This window comes from Erythrobacter sp. Alg231-14 (genome assembly GCF_900149685.1).
Taxonomy (GTDB): domain Bacteria; phylum Pseudomonadota; class Alphaproteobacteria; order Sphingomonadales; family Sphingomonadaceae; genus Erythrobacter.
In genome coordinates, this window is the sequence record NZ_LT702999.1 from 2,224,212 (window position 1) to 2,242,808 (window position 18,597).

At 57.2% G+C, this 18,597-nt stretch carries 17 protein-coding genes and 1 tRNA gene; 7 read left to right on the top strand and 11 right to left on the bottom strand.

Features of this window, described 5'->3' with window-relative positions; translation table 11 throughout:
- The first annotated feature begins 40 nt into the window (after nucleotides 1-40).
- Entirely contained in the window at nucleotides 41-694 is a 654-nt protein-coding gene (locus tag BQ8290_RS10655; RefSeq protein ID WP_443112320.1) for a MarC family protein, read from the top strand.
- Between the two features lie 60 nt (nucleotides 695-754).
- Here the strand turns inward: BQ8290_RS10655 and BQ8290_RS10660 are convergent, their stop codons facing one another.
- Entirely contained in the window at nucleotides 755-1,366 is a 612-nt protein-coding gene (locus BQ8290_RS10660; RefSeq protein ID WP_108790019.1) for an LON peptidase substrate-binding domain-containing protein, read from the bottom strand.
- Nucleotides 1,367-1,377: 11 nt separating this feature from the next.
- Complete coding sequence (locus BQ8290_RS10665) at nucleotides 1,378-2,307, bottom strand: tetratricopeptide repeat protein (protein ID WP_108790021.1); 930 nt, start codon at nucleotides 2,305-2,307, stop codon at nucleotides 1,378-1,380.
- 248 nt (nucleotides 2,308-2,555) lie between these two features.
- On the opposite strand from BQ8290_RS10665, the gene BQ8290_RS10670 reads away from it, so the two are divergent.
- Both BQ8290_RS10670 and BQ8290_RS10675 read left to right on the top strand, forming a co-directional pair.
- Nucleotides 2,556-2,630 (top strand) — tRNA-Gly (locus tag BQ8290_RS10670).
- A gap of 206 nt (nucleotides 2,631-2,836) precedes the next feature.
- Entirely contained in the window at nucleotides 2,837-5,017 is a 2,181-nt protein-coding gene (locus BQ8290_RS10675; RefSeq protein ID WP_108792295.1) for a TonB-dependent receptor domain-containing protein, read from the top strand.
- An 89-nt stretch (nucleotides 5,018-5,106) separates the two neighbouring features.
- Here BQ8290_RS10675 and BQ8290_RS10680 read toward each other — a convergent pair whose 3' ends face one another.
- The 5 genes from BQ8290_RS10680 to putA all read right to left on the bottom strand — a co-directional run bounded on the left by BQ8290_RS10680 (nucleotide 5,107) and on the right by putA (nucleotide 11,594).
- Nucleotides 5,107-6,297, bottom strand: a complete 1,191-nt coding sequence (locus BQ8290_RS10680) for a saccharopine dehydrogenase NADP-binding domain-containing protein (RefSeq protein WP_108790023.1) — start codon at nucleotides 6,295-6,297, stop codon at nucleotides 5,107-5,109.
- A 79-nt stretch (nucleotides 6,298-6,376) separates the two neighbouring features.
- Nucleotides 6,377-7,162 (bottom strand): thioesterase family protein, encoded by a 786-nt coding sequence (locus BQ8290_RS10685; RefSeq protein ID WP_108790025.1) that lies wholly within the window; start codon nucleotides 7,160-7,162, stop codon nucleotides 6,377-6,379.
- A 1-nt stretch (nucleotide 7,163) separates the two neighbouring features.
- Nucleotides 7,164-7,718 (bottom strand): dCTP deaminase, encoded by a 555-nt coding sequence (gene dcd / locus BQ8290_RS10690; RefSeq protein ID WP_108790027.1) that lies wholly within the window; start codon nucleotides 7,716-7,718, stop codon nucleotides 7,164-7,166.
- 95 nt (nucleotides 7,719-7,813) lie between these two features.
- Nucleotides 7,814-8,356 carry a hypothetical protein gene (locus tag BQ8290_RS10695; RefSeq protein WP_108792297.1) on the bottom strand — a complete coding sequence of 181 codons (543 nt, stop codon included), beginning with the start codon at nucleotides 8,354-8,356 and terminating at the stop codon, nucleotides 7,814-7,816.
- An 82-nt stretch (nucleotides 8,357-8,438) separates the two neighbouring features.
- Nucleotides 8,439-11,594: a bifunctional proline dehydrogenase/L-glutamate gamma-semialdehyde dehydrogenase PutA gene (gene putA / locus BQ8290_RS10700; protein ID WP_108790029.1), complete on the bottom strand. Its 3,156-nt coding sequence runs from the start codon at nucleotides 11,592-11,594 to the stop codon at nucleotides 8,439-8,441.
- A gap of 222 nt (nucleotides 11,595-11,816) precedes the next feature.
- On the opposite strand from putA, the gene BQ8290_RS10710 reads away from it, so the two are divergent.
- The gene (locus BQ8290_RS10710; RefSeq protein WP_108790033.1) at nucleotides 11,817-12,914 is read left to right on the top strand and encodes a putative sulfate exporter family transporter; all 1,098 of its coding nucleotides are present in this window, start codon (nucleotides 11,817-11,819) and stop codon (nucleotides 12,912-12,914) included.
- Between the two features lie 41 nt (nucleotides 12,915-12,955).
- Here BQ8290_RS10710 and BQ8290_RS10715 read toward each other — a convergent pair whose 3' ends face one another.
- Nucleotides 12,956-13,432, bottom strand: a complete 477-nt coding sequence (locus BQ8290_RS10715) for an Lrp/AsnC family transcriptional regulator (protein WP_337661322.1) — start codon at nucleotides 13,430-13,432, stop codon at nucleotides 12,956-12,958.
- Nucleotides 13,433-13,538: 106 nt separating this feature from the next.
- Between BQ8290_RS10715 and BQ8290_RS10720 the strand changes: the two genes are divergently transcribed.
- The 3 genes from BQ8290_RS10720 to BQ8290_RS10730 all read left to right on the top strand — a co-directional run bounded on the left by BQ8290_RS10720 (nucleotide 13,539) and on the right by BQ8290_RS10730 (nucleotide 15,328).
- A complete protein-coding gene (locus BQ8290_RS10720) occupies nucleotides 13,539-13,787 on the top strand; it encodes a DUF6356 family protein (RefSeq protein WP_108790035.1) in 249 nt (82 codons plus the stop codon).
- 141 nt (nucleotides 13,788-13,928) lie between these two features.
- Nucleotides 13,929-15,038 (top strand): CoA transferase, encoded by a 1,110-nt coding sequence (locus BQ8290_RS10725; protein ID WP_108790037.1) that lies wholly within the window; start codon nucleotides 13,929-13,931, stop codon nucleotides 15,036-15,038.
- Nucleotides 15,035-15,328 carry a hypothetical protein gene (locus BQ8290_RS10730; protein WP_108790039.1) on the top strand — a complete coding sequence of 98 codons (294 nt, stop codon included), beginning with the start codon at nucleotides 15,035-15,037 and terminating at the stop codon, nucleotides 15,326-15,328. The genes BQ8290_RS10725 and BQ8290_RS10730 overlap by 4 nt, the downstream gene beginning before the upstream one ends.
- A 10-nt stretch (nucleotides 15,329-15,338) precedes the next feature.
- Here the strand turns inward: BQ8290_RS10730 and BQ8290_RS10735 are convergent, their stop codons facing one another.
- The 3 genes from BQ8290_RS10735 to BQ8290_RS10745 form a co-directional block, all read right to left on the bottom strand.
- Entirely contained in the window at nucleotides 15,339-16,316 is a 978-nt protein-coding gene (locus BQ8290_RS10735) for an NADPH:quinone reductase (protein ID WP_108792301.1), read from the bottom strand.
- 415 nt (nucleotides 16,317-16,731) lie between these two features.
- Entirely contained in the window at nucleotides 16,732-17,619 is an 888-nt protein-coding gene (gene mtnP, locus BQ8290_RS10740) for an S-methyl-5'-thioadenosine phosphorylase (protein ID WP_108790041.1), read from the bottom strand.
- A 46-nt stretch (nucleotides 17,620-17,665) separates the two neighbouring features.
- Nucleotides 17,666-18,370 carry a glutathione S-transferase N-terminal domain-containing protein gene (locus BQ8290_RS10745; protein WP_108792303.1) on the bottom strand — a complete coding sequence of 235 codons (705 nt, stop codon included), beginning with the start codon at nucleotides 18,368-18,370 and terminating at the stop codon, nucleotides 17,666-17,668.
- Nucleotides 18,371-18,597 lie beyond the last annotated feature (227 nt).

Genomic DNA, 18,597 nt, shown 5'->3' on the forward strand with positions numbered 1-18,597 from the left:
GGTGATGATGGGGCCGCAACCCTTTGTGTGATGAGTGCCCATGCTGCCTGAACTGTTCATTTCTGCCTTTGTGACGTTGTTCGTTGTGATCGATCCGCCCGGTTGCGCGCCGATTTACGCGGGGCTGACAAAAGACGCGACCACGGCACAGGCGCGAATCATGGCGTTGCGCGCCACCGCGATTGCGGCCGCGATCCTGCTGGTCTTTGCGTTCTTTGGCGAAACTTTGCTGGGCGCGTTGCATATTGAGCTGGATAGTTTTCGCATCGCTGGCGGCTTGATGCTGTTCTGGATCGCATTTGAAATGGTCTTTGAAAAGCGGACACAGCGCCGCGAAGAACGCGCGGATAAGGTCAACGCCGATCCCGAAGTCGAAGACGTGTCCGTTTTCCCGATGGCGATGCCGATGTTGGCCGGGCCGGGTGCGATTGCGGCGATCATGCTGTTGATGAACGAAGCAAACACGACCGCCGAAACGATCGAAGTATTTGCTGCCTTGATCGCTGTGTTGGCGATCACCGCCGCTGCGTTGGTCGCGGCCGGGCCGTTGATCCGGCTTTTGGGCGACCGTGTCGAAGCCGTGATCACCCGTCTATTGGGCGTGTTGTTGGCCGCATTGGCCGCGCAATATGTTATCGATGGTTTGCGCGGTTCTTTCGCCATTGCTCAAACGGCTAACGGCACACTCACCTAAGCCGGCAATCCGGGCGAGGGCGCTGCGAATCCGCAAACGGATCGCGCCGCAATGCCGGGATCATTGAAAGGTCATGATTTCTTCGCTGCCATCGCCGCGGCCAAAGAACTGCATAAGCTGAACCAGCAATTCGCACCGCGCCGATAGGGATGATGCTTCCAACAAAGCTTGTTTGGAGGCGCCATCGAATGGCGCGATTTGCGACACGCCGTTGATCAGGGATTGATCGTCCAATCGTTCGACCGAACTCCAATCCACGCTGTACCCCTGCGCGTCCGCAAACTCCCGCGCTTCGCGTTCGAACCCGCCCCGCTGTGCATGGCTCAGAGTTTCTTCGCGGTCATCATCGATCAATTCGCCTTCGACTTGGCGGAACGACGTCGCCGCATCGAGCTCTCTGATCACTTTGAACCGCGATTGCCCTTCGAGGATAAGGTTGTAGCGGCCATCATCCATCGCCTCGATCTCTCCGATCCGGCCGACACATCCGATCGAATAGAGCGGAGAACCATCTTCGGGGCGTTGCGGTTGGATCATCGCGATCTTGCGATCCCGGACCAACGCGTCTCCTACAAGCGCCCGATACCGCGGCTCAAAGATATGCAGAGGCAATTGCAGCCCCGGAAACAGGACAGCGCCCGAAAGCGGAAAGATGGAAAGGCGGGTTGGCATGAGTGAGTGGCTTATCCGAACAAAACCTTGGACAGGCGACGGCGAGTGGCGACCACCCATTCATCTTCCAGCCCGATGGATTCAAAAATCTGCAGCAGTTTGGCACGGGCAGCGCTGTCGTTCCATTCCCGGTCAGCGGCGACCATATCCAGCAATGTGTCGACCGCATCGTCGCGCTCTCCGGCGGCAAAGGCGGCCTCTGCAAAGGCCATTTGCGCATCCATATCTTCGGGCGCAGCTTTTGCTGCATCGCGCAGGCCGGCCAATTCGCTGTCGTCCACTTGCGTTCCGGCAAGCTCGATCGCGCTTTTGGCTGCGGCAATTGCGGGATCACTGGCCAATTTGGGATCGGCGTCGATCGCGCTCATGACTTGTTTCGCTTCGTCAACTTGATCCATCGCGATCAGGGCGCGGACCAATCCGGCATGAGCGGGCGCGTTGTCGGTGGCGAATTCGGTGACTTGCGCAAAGATTCCCGCGGCCCGTTGGGGGTCGCCTTCTTTCAACGCTGCTTCGCCCATCGTCACGAATTGAGCGATTTCTTCTGCTGAAGGCCCTTGCGGTACGCCGTCGCCAACGGCGCCGGGTTGCACGGGCAATTGAGACAACAATTGATCGAGCACTTCTTTAAGCTGCGATTCGGTGCGGGCGCTGGTGAGATCGGCGACCGGCTGACCTTGGAACATCGCATAGACAGTGGGAATCGATTTGACTTGGAACTGACCGGCGATGAATTTTTCTTCATCAACGTTGATCTTGGCCAGAATCACCCCTTTGTCGGCGTATTCGGCGGCGATCTTTTCCAATGTCGGCGCCAATGATTTGCACGGCCCGCACCATTCCGCCCAGAAATCGAGAATGACCAATTTCGTTTGCGATGGATCAACCACCTGTGCGCGAAATTTTTCTACCGCTTTTTGCTCTTCGATGTTGAGACCCATGCTGGCCAAGGGATTCGCTCCTTCAATTTATCTGTCTGTTTGTGCCGTATGGCATAAAATTTGGCCCTTTATGTGGGGCGTTTTTTCGCCTTGTGAACCTTGCATAGCGCGCTGGCTACCCGGGCAATGGCCATTGCAGGTGAAATGACATGAATTTTACGCTTGCAGGCTTTGAAAGCCCCTGTTACTTGCGCGCCCTCCCCGGCACAGAGGCGCTGTTTACAGCAATCTGTGTGAGACGTCAGTGAGCGGGCGTAGCTCAGGGGTAGAGCACAACCTTGCCAAGGTTGGGGTCGGGCGTTCGAATCGCCTCGCCCGCTCCATTTTCTTCACATCGACATCATCATTGCGTGCTGTGGGCGGCTCATTCGCCTGACAGTTTGCGTGGCATTTTTGCCGCACTGTCACGATGATTGTCGGTCGCCATGTCAGTTTCATCGAGAAATCGTTCTTTGGGGTTGCGGATTGCGATTCTGCGGCTAATTCGATGATACGTTATTACATTATAGCACATTCCCATGGGGTCACAATGAAAACGCTTACCTCTCGTCTCGCCGTTGCCACTGCTTTATCCTGCGCGTTTGTCGCCAGCCCCACCCTTGCCAATGATGCCGACAACACCTCCGCATCGGATGCAGCCGATGAGGGGCAGTCCGATCGCCGCGCCGCGCGCGATGAAGCCCGTGAAAACGACCCACATTATCGCGGCGACATCATCGTTGCAGCAGACGCGCTCGAAGAGCTCGACTTCATCGCCGGTCAAGACGTCCTCGAACTTGATGAGATTCAACGCAATCTGAACGGCCAATTGGGTGAAGTTCTTTCCAAGACGCCCGGCGTTTCCGCCTCAAGCTTTAGCCCAGGGGCATCGCGCCCGATCCTGCGCGGCCAAGATGGTGAGCGGGTTCGCGTTCTTATTGACGGTTTGGGCACAGCCGATGTCGCCAACACCTCGGCCGACCATGCCACGACGATTGACCCTTTGACGGTTGAACGGATCGAAGTGCTGCGCGGCCCTGCGGCGCTTTTGTTCGGCAGTCAGGCCATTGGCGGTGTGGTCAATGTGATTGATCGCCGCATTCCCATCGCAGTGCCCGAAAACGGCATTCACATCGATGCTTTGACCGCGTTTGACACGGCCAGCAACCTGCGCAGCGGCGGCGCGTCGATTGACGCCGCTTTGAACGACATGTTCGTCCTGCACCTTGATGGCTCGTTCCGCGAAACCGACGATTTGGAAATTCCCGGATTTCAACTGACCGATGATTTGCGGGCCGACTTGCTTGGCGATGCAGCTGAGGAAGAAGAAGAAGGCGAATTGGAAGAAGCCGAAGAGCTGCGCGAAGCAGCCGGCCAACGCGGCTTTGTTCCCAACAGTGCAGCCGAAACATGGACCGTGAATGGCGGAATTGGCGTCATCATTGGCGATTCAACCTTTGGCGCATCGGTTGGCTATTACGACACAAGCTATGGCTTGGTCGGCAACCCTGAAGGCGGCCACCATCACGGCGAAGAAGAGGGCGGCGAGGAAGAAGAAGAGGAAGAGGGCGAAGAAACCGTCTCAATCGGCCTTGAACAGCTTCGCGTTGATTTCCGCGGTGACATCGCATTGGGCGAAGGTTTCTTTTCGCGTTTGAAAGTGCGCGGTGGATATTCCGACTACACTCACACAGAATTTGAAGGCACCGAAGTCGGCACCGTTTTCGACACCGAAACCGTCGAAGCGCGCGCCGAATTGATCCAAAGCGGTGGCGGCGTCATTGGCGCGCAATTCACATCGCGCGATTTCCAAGCTGTCGGTGAAGAAGCGTTTGTCGCGCCAAACGACACCACGCAATTGGCGATCTTCACCGCGCAGGAATTTGATCTCGACGGTGTCCAAATCGAAGCCGCAGCGCGGTACGAGATGGTCGACATTGAATCGGCTCCTTTGGGGCTCGAACGCGACTTTAACCTTTTCTCAGGCGCTCTTTCTGCGATCATCGTAAGCGAAGGCGGTGCCCGTTTTGGCGCCACTCTGTCGCGTTCTGAGCGTGCACCTGCGGGCGAAGAATTGTTCGCAAACGGCCCGCACATCGCGACACAGACATTTGAAATTGGCGATCCCAACCTCAGCACAGAAAGCGCGTGGGGTCTGGAAACGTTCATTCGCGCCAATGTCGGCGACATCGCGTTCAACGTTGCCGTGTTCTACCAATCGTTTGACGATTACATCTTCCTGTCGCCAACCGATGACGAAGAAGACGATTTGCCAGTTTTCGTCTTCCTTCAGGATGACGCAGACTTTTTCGGCTTCGAAGCCGCTCTTGAGATGCCGATTGTCGAAAATGACGATTTCAGCCTCTCGACCGATCTGCGCGCATCTTATGTGTCGGCCGATCTTAGCGATGGCAGCAACGTCCCACGGATCCCGCCGGTAACCTTGTTGGGTGCGCTGGATGCGGATATCGATGCGTTCAACATTCGCGGTGAAGTCCAATGGTTTGGTGAACAAGATGACGTCGCCGAATTTGAAACGACCACCGATTCCTTCACCTTTGTGAACCTCTACGTTTCGTGGCGTCCGTTGGAGAACAACCAGAACGTTGTCCTCCAATTGGCTGGCGAGAACCTGTTCGACACAACCGGTCGCCGCCATTCAAGCTTTACCAAAGAGTTCCTGCCATTGTCGGGACGCAACATCCGCGCGAGTGTACGCGTAAGCTTCTGATCGCGCGGCAATACACGCTAACGACAAGAGAAAGGGGCGCCGCCGGTATCGACCGGCGGCGCCCCTTTTCCATTCGTCATACGGTTGGGTTAATTTTCGACCGCAAATTGAATTTCTGCGTGCTCTTGAAGGCGATCGACCAAGGCTTCGCCCAAGAACGATCCCGGTGTGCCCACGCCGCCCGGCGCATCAGAAGCGAGCAACGCCATGCCCGTTTCGGTTAGCATTCGGCTGGTTGAACCGTATCCCGGATCGTACTTGCCTTTCACGCCAAAGTGCAGCGTCTCTCCACTCAGGCCATCGGCCACGAACAAAACATCGTAGAAACCGTTCTCACGCTCTTCCTTGCTTGGGCCTTCGCCGGGCTTAGGCGGCTTTGCGCCAAACGGGTTTTTCATCATTTCAGATGCCGCTTCTGCCATTTTCTTGCCCGCTTCGCCGGGACTTGTCAGCATCATTTCATCGTATTGGAAATCCTTGCCGTAGGCGTGATCCAAAAGAAAGTTGGTGCGGTGCACGTTTTTCGTGTTGATCGGGGCCATGACAAAGGGCGCGGCCCATTTGTCCAAATCCTTTTCATACATAGGCACCATGCCGGTCGGCTGGCTCGGTCCATCGAAACCGGGGGCAAGAGCGAAACTGTCGCGAAGCACGTTGATGATGCTGGGGTTTTTCGCCGCCGCTTTCATCGTCGCGCCAAGGCTGGCCGCGGTGCCGCCGGAAAACGTTCCGGCCATCGCGCGGACGCGGCCACGAATCTTTGAAGACGGTGCCCCGAAACGATCTTTGGCCGCTTTTTGAGTCATCAAGACGCCCAAATCGAATGGGATCGAATCAAACCCGCTTGAAAAACAAATTCGCGCGCCTGATGCCTTGGCGGCCTCGTGATGTTCTGCAATTTTCTCAGCCATCCATGCCGGTTCACCGCATAAATCGGCGTAATCGGTGCCAGTTTTAACGCAGGCCGCTACCATGGCATCGCCATACAATTGATACGGGCCAACTGTGGTTAGCACGACTTTCGTGCGCGCGCACATCGCTTCGAGGTCGGCGGCGTCATCGGCATTGGCCACGACCAATGGCGTGTTGGCAGGGGCACCGATTTCATCGCGCACCATTTCCAACTTTTCTTGGCTGCGACCGGCCATCGCCCAGTTGGGCGCACCATCGATCTTGGGCGCACCGGCCGAACCGTAATGGTTGTTCAAAAATTCCGCGACGAGGCGGCCAGTGTACCCCGTTGCGCCATAGACGATGATATCGAATTCAGTGTCAGCCATTGATGGTTCTCCTTTGATCAAAGGTCATGGGGTCGCAACGGATGAGAGTCAAAAGATCGCGGGGCCTAAACCGCACGAATCATTCAAAGATAGGCGTTCGTGGCAAAACGCCGGTCTGGCTGGAGATCGCCAGCAAACTGCCGTCTTGGGCAAAATGGCGTCCGCTTCCATGGGCCACGCCGCGATCAAAGGCGGCCATTTCGGTGACGGACAAGACCCACCCCGGCTCCGATGGTTGCACAAACCGGAATGTGGCATCCAGGCTGGATCCGCCCCAAGTGTTTGGGTGCGCGCCCAAGAAAAAGTCTGACACCAGCGCCAGCCAGCCTGCGTCGTTGGCAAAACCCGATGTGTTTCGCGACCACACAGCTTCGATGCCGTTGTCAGGGTCGGAGCGAGCGATGCGCATTTCAACCTGATCGTAGAGGCTGCCGACGGCGCCAAAGCGTTGAATGGGTTTGGGATCGCATTCATCCGGGCCAGGCACATCAGGCATGACCGGAAAGACCTTACGCTCACTGGGCTCACGGGCGCCCAATGCGGCGCTAATCCGGTGCGTGGGACGCGAATTGACGTGGATGTCTACCATCCATTGGCCAACGGATTGCCCGCCGCCGCATTGCTCGCACGCGATCGTCAATTCTTCGGCATGTTGTGTCGGGCTGAGAAATTGAATGTTTGCCCACAAAACCGGCAATTCGCTTTCAAGTTCCAAGGCATCGATCGCGGCCGCCAACGCAACACCGCCCATCACATGGGGCGCGCCTTCGGGACCAACCGTTGCCGGCGGCATGACGGGTAAGATGTATGTCCCTGCACGATTGCCCGGAACCACACGCCAAAATGGAAACTTGGCGGCACTCATCCTAAAGTCGCGGCAGGGTTACGCCGCGCTGACCCATATATTTGCCCGCACGGTCGGCATAGCTCGTCTCGCACCGTTCGTTGCCTTTTAGGAACAGGAACTGACACGCGCCTTCATTGGCGTAGATTTTTGCTGGCAGCGGCGTGGTGTTGGAAAATTCCAATGTGACGTGGCCTTCCCAGCCGGGTTCCAGCGGGGTGACATTCACAATGATGCCGCACCGGGCATAGGTGCTTTTGCCAAGGCAGATGACCAAAACGTCCTCTGGCACGCGGAAATATTCGACCGTCCGCGCAAGGGCAAAGGAATTGGGCGGAATGGTGCAGCATTCTGTTTCGCGATCGACGAAGTTCTTAGGATCGAACTCTTTGGGATCGACGACAGAGCTGTCGACATTGGTGAAGATTTTGAACTCCGGCGCGACGCGCGCGTCGTAGCCATAGGAGCTGAGACCGTAGGAGATTACCCCTTCGCGACGCTGCGCTTCGACAAAGGGTTCAATCATCCCTTTGGTTTGCGCCTGTTCACGGATCCACTTGTCTGAAAGAATCGCCATGAGCCTTGATCTCGGAAGCGCGCTTACCGAGCAAGGTGGCGGCGCGGGTTATCCCGATGAGTCTTTGCATACCCCCTGGAAAGCCGCGTCATCGATTAATCAATGACCTCTGCGCCCAATTGCGGGTTCATTGTGGTGATGTGGTTCAACCATTTTTTGGGCCGGCGCAGCATATTGTCGGGATATTCCACCCGCAGTCCCGCCAATTGAGCCATGCGCCCGACAAAATGGATGCAGTTTCGTTCATCGAGGCTGTAGCGTTTGCCCGTCTGGCCTTCCCACAATCGCACTTCGCGGATCATGGCGAAATATTGCGCATCGGTAAGCGTCACCGAAAAATGACGATTGGTGCTGCGAACATAGCGCTCTGGCTCGCTTTCTACGAGGTGATTGACCCAATCTTGGGTGGCCGCCGCCGTTGCCGATCTTGCGGTGAATCCATAATTTTCATTCACCGGAGCGCCGGTGGCCTCCAACGTCCCTTCGAACACCACAAATGTGTGGGGGTAGCGCCCGAATAGGATCGAACCGTTGAAGCTGTGAAAGTGAACCTGAACCTCAGCCATGGCCGCACCGCCCCATGCAAACGCGATCAAAGCGATGATTTGTGTGGCGATGCGGGTCAGTGTTTTGATCATGGTGCGACGTTTATCGTCCAAACAATTCGGCTGGCAAGCGGCAAGACGATCGCCTGACATATGCTTACAATTTGATCCTTCGTTACAAGCTGGCCAACAGGCTGGCATTGCCCCCTGCTGCGGTGGTGTCGACACAGGTCACGCGTTCGGTGGCGAACCGCGCAACGTAATGCGGGCCGCCCGCCTTGGGACCGGTGCCCGACAGACCTTCGCCGCCAAAGGGCTGGCTTTCGACGATTGCACCGATTTGATTGCGGTTGACGTAGAAATTGCCAACCCGCGCATGGGCTTGAACGAATTGGCGGGTCGCCTCGATGCGACTGTGGAGTCCCAATGTCAGGCCGTAACCCGTCGCGTTGATATCCGCGATCACCGCGCCCAATTCATCAGCCTTGTACCGGGCTACATGCAAAACGGGGCCAAAATTCTCGCGTTTTAGATCAAGGATCGAATCGATCTCCATGATCGTCGGGGCGACAAAGCATCCTTTTTGCGTGTCATCGGGCATTTCGCGCCGCCAAACGGTGTGGCCGCTTGCTTCGCGCCGGGCGATGTGGCGTTCCAACGCCGCTTGTGCGTCGGGATCAATCACGGGGCCAACATCAGTCGAAAGCTCGCCGGGGTCCCCGATATGCAGCGCTTCGAACCCGCCGCGGATCATGGTCAACATTTCGTCCGCCACGTCTTCTTGAAGATACAGAACCCTCAAGGCCGAACAGCGTTGCCCCGCGCTTTGAAACGCGCTGGCTAAGACATCGCGCACGACCTGTTCTGGCAAAGCGGAACTGTCGACGATCATCGCGTTTTGCCCGCCGGTTTCTGCGATCAACGTTGCGATCGGACCGTCGCGCCCGGCCAATGATTGATTGATCAACCGTGCCGTTTCGGTCGACCCGGTAAAGGCGACCCCGGCCAATCGCGGGTCGCTTGTGATCATTTGACCAACATCACCGGCCCCTGGGATCAATTGCAGTGCTTCGGGTGGGATCCCCGCTTCGTGACACAATCTCACAGCAAGCGCGGCGATAAGCGGTGTTTGTTCCGCAGGCTTTGCGATAACCGAATTGCCGGCAGCAAGCGCGGCCGATGCCATGCCGATAAAGATCGCGAGCGGGAAATTCCAAGGCGAAATGGTCGCAAAAACACCGCGACCGTGCATGCGCAATGTGTTTTCTTCGCCTGTTGGACCGGGCAAAACCATAGGCGCGCCAAATTGCCGACGCGCTTCGCCTGCGTAGAACCGCAGGAAATCGACGGCTTCCCGCAATTCCGCGATCGCATCCAACAATGTCTTGCCCGCTTCGCGTTGGCACAGCGACAGGAATTCATCGGAATGCGCTTCGAATAGGTCCGCTGCTTCTTCGAGCAAGAGCGCGCGCTTTTCACCGCCCAAAGCGTCCCAACCGGGTTGAATGGCGCTTGCGCGGGCAAAGGCTTCGTCAACCTCGTCCTCGGTCGCGTCGCGCCGCGTGCCCACATCAACCGACAGATCATGCGGCATGGTGATCGGCGCAATTTCACCCGGCTCGTTTGCGGGGAATGTGGGTTCTGCACGCCATTGCAGCGATGTGAGGGATGCAAGCCGCTCTTCCAACGGTTTCAGCACCATTGGATCGGCGATGTCGATCCCGGCGCTGTTTTCGCGCACGCCCAAAATGTCCTTGGGCAATAGGATCGCCGGGTTGCGGTACGAATCAAGCGCCGCCAATTCAGCGATCGGATCTCCGGCCAAATCGCTGGCCGGGATATCGGCATCGCCCATGCGATTGACGAAACTGGTGTTGGCCCCGTTTTCAAGCAATCGGCGAACGAGATACGCCAACAATTCTTTATGCCCGCCAACCGGCGCGTAAATGCGCACCGGGGTGGGGGCGTTGCCTTCGATCGCATGCAACGCCTCAAACACTTCTTCGCCCATGCCATGGAGGCGCTGAAATTCGAACGGACGACCGCCGCTCAATTCCTTCACCACCGCAACCGTATAGGCGTTGTGCGTCGCAAAGGCGGGACGGATTACATCGTCATGTTCAAACAACCGCGCCGCGCAGGCAAGGTATGAGACATCGGTTGCTCGCTTGCGGGTAAAGACCGGGTAATCGTCGAAACCGCCCACCTGCGAAAGCTTCACTTCGGTGTCCCAATAGGCGCCCTTAACCAGCCGCACGAACAATTTGCGCCCATGCCGGCGGGCCAGTTTCGCCACCCAATCGCACAAAGGGACGCCGCGTTTCTGATACGCCTGAACGGCCAATCCAAAACCGTCCCATCGGCTGCCATCATTGCGGGCGAACAAGGCGTCATCACCAACCAATGTTTCAATAATGTCGAGCGACAATTCGAGCCGTTCGGCCTCTTCTGCGTCGATAGTAAAGTGGATGTCCGCGTCGCGCGCTTTCATTGCTAGCGCCTTGACGATCGGTACGATCTCGGCGCGCGCTTGGGCTGCGTGGGTGAATGTGTAATTGGGGTGCAGCGCGGACAATTTTACCGAAATACCCGGCGATGGGCCAACGCCGCCGCCTTGTTCTTTAGGCACTGCCTCTTTCGCCAACCGTTCAATTGCGGCGTCGTAGGACACGCGATACCGTTCGGCATCGGCAAATGTCATCGCCGCCTCGCCCAGCATGTCGAAACTGTGTGTGAGGCCTTTGGCGCGTTCGGGCTTGGCGCGTTTTAGCGCTTCGTTGATGGTCCGACCGAACACAAATTGACCGCCCAAAATGCGCATCGCCTGCAATGTCGCTTTGCGGATCACCGGTTCGCCCAAACGGTTCATGGTGCGTTTTAACGTGCCGCCCATGCCGGTTTGATGGGCCTCGGGTTGTTCCAATACTTCGCCGGTCAACATCAATGAGAATGTTGCCGCGTTGACGAAGGTGGACGAGCTTTCGCCCAAATGTTCACCCCAATCGATCTCTCCGATTTTGTCGCGGATCAACGCGTCGGCGGTCTCATCATCGGGAACCCTTAACAATGCTTCGGCCAAACACATCAAGGCGATGCCTTCGTCCGTATCGAGGCCGTATTGTTGGAGGAATGCATCGATACCGCTCGCCTTATGGGCGCGGGCCCCTTCGATTAGGGCAATAGCCAGAGCGGAGGCGTTGTCGGCAATCTTGCGGGCGGGGGCCGCCTGTTCAAGCCTTTGAGCGACACAAGTATCCTCTGGCGCGCGATAAGCGCGGCGCAATTCAGCGCGGTCGAGAAAGTGGTTTGTGCTGTCGGGCAGGCTTGTCATTGTCACGTCGTCAATATCCCCTACGGATTCGCCGCGATTCGTACGGCTTTTGCCCCTTGAACCCGGACTGCGGGGACTTCAAGAAAAGTCGCATCCATGGCGAAGATTTCAATGCACGCGCTATTGCGCGCATTCGTTGAAGCGGACGCAATTCTGCCTGTGTTGGGCCACGGATAAAGTCGACCATCGACGGGCGCGTTCTTTGCGCGTAATTCGATCACCATGAAGATCCGCAAACACGATCCTGCGTTTTATGCGGGCGATCTTTTTGGTGAATTTTACGAATCGGAGCGGCTCGACACCTCTTCGCGGATTAGCCTGTCGGCCTTGTTGCCGGGCATGGCCGTGTGCGTGATTGTGAGCTGCGCGGCGCTTTGGTTGGCGCAGCAATACGGCTTCCCTGCGATTTTGGCGGGGTTGTTGTTGGGATTGGCGCTGCACTTTCTATCCGATCATCCAGCAGTGGGCGAAGGGTTGGATTTTGTGTCCCGGCATTTCTTGCGGATCGGGATTGTCCTTTTGGGATTGCAGGTGTCGCTCGATCAGATTGCTCAGATCGGTTGGGCACCTTTTGCCGGGTTGATTGCCATCATGGCGGCCACGTTCTTTGCCGGATTGTTGGGTGCGCGCGTTGCGGGGCAGGGGCGATACGCTGGCGTCTTAGCTGGCGGAGCCACCGCGATTTGCGGAGCCTCGGCCGCTTTGGCTTTGTACGGGGTGGTCGGTCGCGATCGATTGGATCAGGCCCGTTTTACTCTGACCTTGGTCGGCGTTGCGTTGGCCAGCGCCTTTGCGCTGACCGTGTATCCACCCATTGCGGGGGTTTTGGACCTCACCGATAATCAAGCAGGATACCTAATCGGATCATCGATCCATGATGTGGCTCAGGCGATTGGCGGTGGATACGCGGTGTCCGATGCGGCGGGCGGTCAAGCGACCGTCATCAAATTGGCGCGGGTCGCGTTGTTGGCGCCGGTGGTTGCTTTGGTCGCATTGTGGCTAGGCCAATCAGGTGGATCGGATGAGGGTAACGCGGCGCACGCCAAGCCGATTTGGCGGCGCATCGCGGTCCCTTGGTTCATTGCAGTATTCTTAGCCTTGGTGGTCTTAGGCAGCGTCATTGCCGTACCGGCTATCGTTGCGGAGCGGGGGTTGGAAATGTCAAAATTCCTGTTGTTGCTCGCGGTGACCGCAACGGCGATGCGATCAAAACTATCCGTCTTGTTGGAAGCAGGGTGGAGACCATTGGTCCCCGTGTTTGCCGCAACATTGGCGTCTTTTGCCGTGGCGCTTTTGGTGACCGTGACGCTTATTGAGTAAAACGCCAAGCGTCCGCCCCCGCGCTCCACTGACTCAGTGGGTTAGCGCGGTCTGGGTAGGGCGGTTGTCGTCTTCATTTCTTCCATAGAAAAACTGGCGGTGACATCGGCCAGATCGGGCACGCGGCGGATCAATTTTTGATAGATCCGATCGTATCCACCGATGTCCGCCACGCGCAATTTCAACATATAATCTATGTCGCCTGCCATTCGGTGGCATTCCATGATCTCATCGATATCGGCGATCGCGCCGTTGAACGCGCCGAGCCATTCGGCATCGTGGCGGCGGGTCCGTATGGTCACAAAAACGCACGTGGCCGCGCCCACTTTCGCCGGATCGACCAGAGCGACCCGGCGGGCAATCACGCCGCTTTCTTCCATTCGCTTGATCCGGCGCCAACACGGATTGACCGACAATCCGACCGCATCGGCAACGGATTGAATCGACGAAGAACTGTCCGCCTGAAGTGCCTTTAGGATCGCCCAGTCTTTGGAATCCAATTCTACTACTTTATCCATAGGTGGGAAAGTATCGCGCAATGATGGGAATTGCGAGGAAATTTGGGAAATATCATCACGCAATGATGGCTATACATAGACCGGCCATTATCAAACGGGATCGAACATGCCATTCAAGACGCTGCACAATGCATTCACACAGCACCCTGCCTCTGTGGGTGAAAGTTACGGCGAACATCTCGCCCATGCATCTGGTTTTGGGCTGCGCATGATTGCGGGCGGGGTCGCCTGTGTGTTGCATGGGCTTTTCCCGTTCCTGTTCATCAAAACCGGTAGCCGTCAGATCACCACTCTGCATGGCCGAATGGTGACGCATCGAGGCAAGCTGCCCGAACCGATCGACTTTGTGATCTGAATCGAAAGAAATCCCACAAGGATCGGATGCCTAGGCATTCGGCGCCTTGACTGGATGGAAACCGCGCCGCAATCCGCTTAGACGTTGGGCGTGATCACGGTGGATCGCTGGCCCGCAAACTAGGGAAGCGATCGAGACGCAATGGGCAAACTTTCTGGCATTACGGTCGTCGACCTTTCGCAATTTCTACCCGGGCCCATGATGACGGTCATGATGGCCGATCAAGGGGCCGATGTGATCAAGGTGGAACCCGCGCAGGGCGATCCCGCGCGTGAACAGGCGCCCTTTGACACGTATGGCGGTGACCAACATTCCGTGTGGTTCGCCAATCTCAACCGCGGCAAGAAAAGCGTCGCGCTCGACCTGAAGGCGGAGGAAGGGAAGGCCGCGTTGCGAGAATTGGTGGCCCGCGCGGATGTGTTTGTCGAAGGTTTCCGTCCCGGTGTTATGTCGCGGCTTGGCTTTGACTATGATGCGGTGAAATCGATTAAGCCTGACATTGTGTATTGCTCGATTTCAGCGTTCGGGCAGCACGGCGAATTGGCCCACCATCCGGCGCACGATATGGCGGTTCAGGCATTGGCGGGGTTTCTTGCGGTGAACGACGGACCGGACGGCGCACCCGTCGTTCCCGGCGCGGCCAGCGCGGATCTGGCGTCTGGTTTGACGGCTTTATCGGCCGTGTTGATGGCTTTGGTCGGGCGCGATCGGTCTGGTGAAGGCGCCTATATCGATTGTGCGATGTTCGATAGCATCCTGCCATGGTGCGCCCACACCGCGGGCAGCGCGATCGCCGGCGGCCCAAGCCCCCAATCATCCGCGCAACGATCGTTGGGCGGAGCGGCTTTCTATCAAATCTATGAAACACAAGACGGCCAGCACGTCGCGCTGGGTGGGAGAGAGATCAAATTCGCCCGCAATTTGCTGACGGCGCTGAACCGGATGGATTTGTTGCCACAGGCCGAAGCGCCTGCGGGCGAGCAGAGTGAATTGATCGCATTTCTGCGAACAACCTTCTCCTCCAAAACGCGCGATCAATGGGTCGATTGGTTTGTCGATAAAGACGTCGCCTTTTCACCCGTCCTGAATTTTCGCGAAGCGTTGGACGAACCCCATATTGCCGAACGCGGCCTATTGGTCGAAGCGGATGGAGGGGGTAAACATATTGCCCCGGCCATTCGGTTTGCCGGCGAAATATGGGCCCCAGGTCCGATACCCAAACTGAATAACGGCAAGGGAGATGAACAATGAGGCTGTTCGCGTTTTATTGCCGCGATGGTGAACACGGCGAGGTGTTCCGTGAACATTCGCAAGAAGCGTTGCTCGAACATTTTGAAGAGCACGCCCGAGATTTTGTGGTCGCAGGCCCGCTTGCCAAAGGCGACAAAATTGTCGGATCGCTTTTGGTGATTAAAGGATCGGACGAAGCGGATGCACGCGCCAAATTGGAGGCCGTCCCCTATTTCTCAATGGGAGTTTGGCAATCGATCCGTGCCGATGAATTCCGCCCGCTGTTTGGCGAATGGTCAGGCGACGATTAATCCGCGCCGTTTAGGGCACAAGGACGGTCGAACCGGTTGTACGGCGCGCTTCGATGTCGCGGTGTGCCTGTGCGGCTTGATCAAGGGGATAGGTTTGACCGATCTGGATCGAGACTGCGCCGCTGTTGATCATATCCCAAACCCGCGCAATCCCGGCGGCTCGTTCTTCGGGTGTGGTGTAGTAATGGAATAGAGTGGGCCGCGTCACAAAAAGCGACCCTTTCTGCGCCAGAATGCCCAAATTGACGCCATCCACCGGCCCGCTGGCATTGCCGAAACTGACCAAAAGCCCAAGCGGGGAAAGACTGTCCAAGGAGGCATGGAATGTGTCCTTGCCAACGCCATCCAAAACGCATGGGACACCCGCACCGCCAGTGATTTCGCGGACCTTCGCGGCGATGTCTTCTTCCCCGTCAAGGATCACATGATCGCACCCTGCTTTGCGGGCCAACCCTGCCTTTTCCTGTGTCGAAACGGTGCCGATGACGGTGGCTCCGATCGCTTTGAGCCATTGCACCATGATCAAGCCGACGCCTCCGGCGGCAGCATGCACCAAGACGGTGTCGCCCGCCTGCACCTTGGCGCATCGTTCGACCAAGCCTTCGACTGTTGCCGCCTTTAAGATCGCGGCCGCCGCTGTTTCGTCGCTGATTGAATCAGGCAATGCGAATAGAGCCGCCGCAGGCATAATCCGGTGGGTCGCATAGGCACCCAAGCCGGGGCCCATATAGGCCACTCGATCGCCGATGGCGTATTGCGTTACGCCGTCACCAATCGCCGCAATTTCACCCGCTGCCTCAAGCCCTAATCCGCTGGGCAAATCGATCGGGTACAATCCGGTTCGATGATAGGTATCGATGAAATTGAACCCTATCGCGGTGTGCCGGATTAAGACTTCCCCCGCGCTCGGCGAAGGTATGTCGTCTTCGACCCATTGGATAATTTCCGGGCCGCCATGTTCGGTGATCTGTGCGCGGGTTACTGTCATCATTCGATGCTTTCCTCGTGTGATCGGCGTTCGGCCTATTCGGCTGCCTCTGCGATTGTGTTCCAAACGGGCGGACGCAGTGCAGACAAGCCCGTTTCCTCTTCGCATGACGCTCGCAAATCCCCGATTGGGAGGGCGTAGTCAATAATGGCAGATCGCCGCGAGAAGCCGTCATCTCTGCCCGTAAAGTTAGCGTGGCGTCTGTATCTATCACGCCATCCGCATCAACGGCCACACCGTAATATCGTGGCGCCTTTGCCTTGCTGGGCGTGGTGTCGAACATTGATGAAGTCGAAGTTCCTGTCACCGGGCGGTCAACGCCGGATCGCTGTGGAGCTTGGCTACAAATTCTAATCGGGGAAAAGCTGGCCACGCCAATTGGGGCTGAGCATTAGGCTCGGCCCCTTTTTTTGGCTCAGCCGCCGGCCAATATCCGTCCGGCCACCGCATCCAATTTAGCCATCATCGCCGGATCGTGTTCTTCGGGAGCGGTGATCACGGCGTCGTCCAAAGCCGTATCGATCGGCGACGCTTTGCGGGTCTTGGGCAATTTCTCGATGAATTTGACCACGGCCTCGCGCGCCAGTTGGCTGTTTTCCTGCATCTGCGCCACGACCTGAGCGACATCGACGGAATCGCCCACGCCGTTTTCATCGACCCGCCAGCAATCATAATCGGTGACCATCCCCAGCAAAGCGTAGGGCAGCTCAGCTTCGCGGGCGAGCTTTGCCTCTGGCATGGCGGTCATTCCGATCACATCGGCGCCCCATGCTTGGTACATCCGGCTTTCGGCGCGGGTGGAGAATTGCGGGCCCTCCATCGCCAAATACGTCGCGCCGGTTGCAACTTTACCTTTGCAGGCCGTCACCGCCTTTGCCGCCATTTCGGATAGGCGGGGGCACACCGGATCGGCCATGGAAACATGGGCGACAAACCCGTTGCCGAAAAACGTCGAAGGACGATGCACGGTCCGGTCGATGAATTGTTCGACCGCAACGAACCGCCCGGGTTGCAATTCTTCGCGTAGAGAACCCACCGCAGAGATCGCAAGAATATCGGTGCAGCCTGCGCGTTTGAGGGCATCAATATTGGCCCGTGTATTCAAATCTGTCGGCGTGATTGGATGGCCGCGCCCATGACGCGGCAAAAACCGCACTTTAACATCGCCAATGCGGCCGCACAGGATTTCATCGGACGGGTCGCCCCAAGGGGTATCGATCATGAGCCACTGCTCATCCTCAATACCTTCAATATCGTAGAGGCCAGAGCCCCCGATAATTCCGATGCACCAATCTTTGGCCATGCTGTTGCGTGTTTCCTTACAAATACGCGGTGTGTGATCCGCGCCTTTAAGTCAGGTCAAACCTGTCCGGCAAGGCTTTGCGCACCAACCGATCGGCTTTGGCGAACGGATCGGCGATGGATGGTCGCGCCACCATGCGATCATAATGGGCGGCCAATGCGGGGTAATCGTCCAATGGCATATTCGCCACCAGTGCGATTTGCATTAACGTGCAGGTCACCGAAATGTCCGCGATTGATAATGTGTTTTCGACGAAGAAGTCGTTTTTGCCCAACTGACCATCCAAGAACGCAAAGATCGGCGGAAGCGTTTCGGCCCAGGTTTCGCGCGCTTTTTCCAGATTGGGCTCTTTGCCTTGTGTGATGGAGAAAAAGATTGGGCGGAAAATGCCCAACCCGCCGGCCATCGCAACGATTGTGTCGGCATACTCTTCCAAAGAGAGCGCGCGGCCATGGGCAAAGGCGTCTTCGCAATACAGCGTCGGCGTCGGATACTTGCGTTCGAGGTAGGCGCAGATTGCCGACGAATCGGCGATGGTGCCGTTGACGCCTTCTGCGGCGATGGATCGATCGCGCATCACGGGGATCCGTTTCATGGGGGAGATGTCGGTGAACCATTGCGGCGGGTCAAAAACGTTCACCGCTTCAATTTCGTAGGGCACGTCTTTTTCGATGCACACCGCCGCAGCTTTGCGGGCAAAGGGGGATACGGGGCTACCGTAAAATACGATATGTGGTTTCGGATCGGACATCTTTTCGAAATTTCCTTTTGAGCGACGTTTTGCAGCGCCGCGGGTTTTGGCTTTTCTGCCGCCGAAGATTGTTGTGGCCGCGCGACTTTCCCTTTGCAATCGATCCTGCGCAATTGATAGGAGTAGTTTGTTGGCGCAGCGCTTAAACTGCTGCCGTAAATCAAGATTGATTCTCCTGCGCGAAGGCCCATCTTTAGATGCAAGGGAATGAATGAAGTTTTGGCTAA

Excerpts from the sequence above, each read along its gene's own strand:
- BQ8290_RS10655 (WP_443112320.1), top strand. The coding sequence starts at position 41 with ATGCTGCCTGAACTGTTCATTTCTGCCTTTGTGACGTTGTTCGTTGTG.
- BQ8290_RS10660 (WP_108790019.1), bottom strand. The coding sequence starts at position 1,366 with ATGCCAACCCGCCTTTCCATCTTTCCGCTTTCGGGCGCTGTCCTGTTT.
- BQ8290_RS10665 (WP_108790021.1), bottom strand. The coding sequence starts at position 2,307 with ATGGGTCTCAACATCGAAGAGCAAAAAGCGGTAGAAAAATTTCGCGCA.
- BQ8290_RS10675 (WP_108792295.1), top strand. The coding sequence starts at position 2,837 with ATGAAAACGCTTACCTCTCGTCTCGCCGTTGCCACTGCTTTATCCTGC.
- BQ8290_RS10680 (WP_108790023.1), bottom strand. The coding sequence starts at position 6,297 with ATGGCTGACACTGAATTCGATATCATCGTCTATGGCGCAACGGGGTAC.
- BQ8290_RS10685 (WP_108790025.1), bottom strand. The coding sequence starts at position 7,162 with ATGAGTGCCGCCAAGTTTCCATTTTGGCGTGTGGTTCCGGGCAATCGT.
- dcd (WP_108790027.1), bottom strand. The coding sequence starts at position 7,718 with ATGGCGATTCTTTCAGACAAGTGGATCCGTGAACAGGCGCAAACCAAA.
- BQ8290_RS10695 (WP_108792297.1), bottom strand. The coding sequence starts at position 8,356 with ATGATCAAAACACTGACCCGCATCGCCACACAAATCATCGCTTTGATC.
- putA (WP_108790029.1), bottom strand. The coding sequence starts at position 11,594 with ATGACAAGCCTGCCCGACAGCACAAACCACTTTCTCGACCGCGCTGAA.
- BQ8290_RS10710 (WP_108790033.1), top strand. The coding sequence starts at position 11,817 with ATGAAGATCCGCAAACACGATCCTGCGTTTTATGCGGGCGATCTTTTT.
- BQ8290_RS10715 (WP_337661322.1), bottom strand. The coding sequence starts at position 13,432 with ATGGATAAAGTAGTAGAATTGGATTCCAAAGACTGGGCGATCCTAAAG.
- BQ8290_RS10720 (WP_108790035.1), top strand. The coding sequence starts at position 13,539 with ATGCCATTCAAGACGCTGCACAATGCATTCACACAGCACCCTGCCTCT.
- BQ8290_RS10725 (WP_108790037.1), top strand. The coding sequence starts at position 13,929 with ATGGGCAAACTTTCTGGCATTACGGTCGTCGACCTTTCGCAATTTCTA.
- BQ8290_RS10730 (WP_108790039.1), top strand. The coding sequence starts at position 15,035 with ATGAGGCTGTTCGCGTTTTATTGCCGCGATGGTGAACACGGCGAGGTG.
- BQ8290_RS10735 (WP_108792301.1), bottom strand. The coding sequence starts at position 16,316 with ATGACAGTAACCCGCGCACAGATCACCGAACATGGCGGCCCGGAAATT.
- mtnP (WP_108790041.1), bottom strand. The coding sequence starts at position 17,619 with ATGGCCAAAGATTGGTGCATCGGAATTATCGGGGGCTCTGGCCTCTAC.
- BQ8290_RS10745 (WP_108792303.1), bottom strand. The coding sequence starts at position 18,370 with ATGTCCGATCCGAAACCACATATCGTATTTTACGGTAGCCCCGTATCC.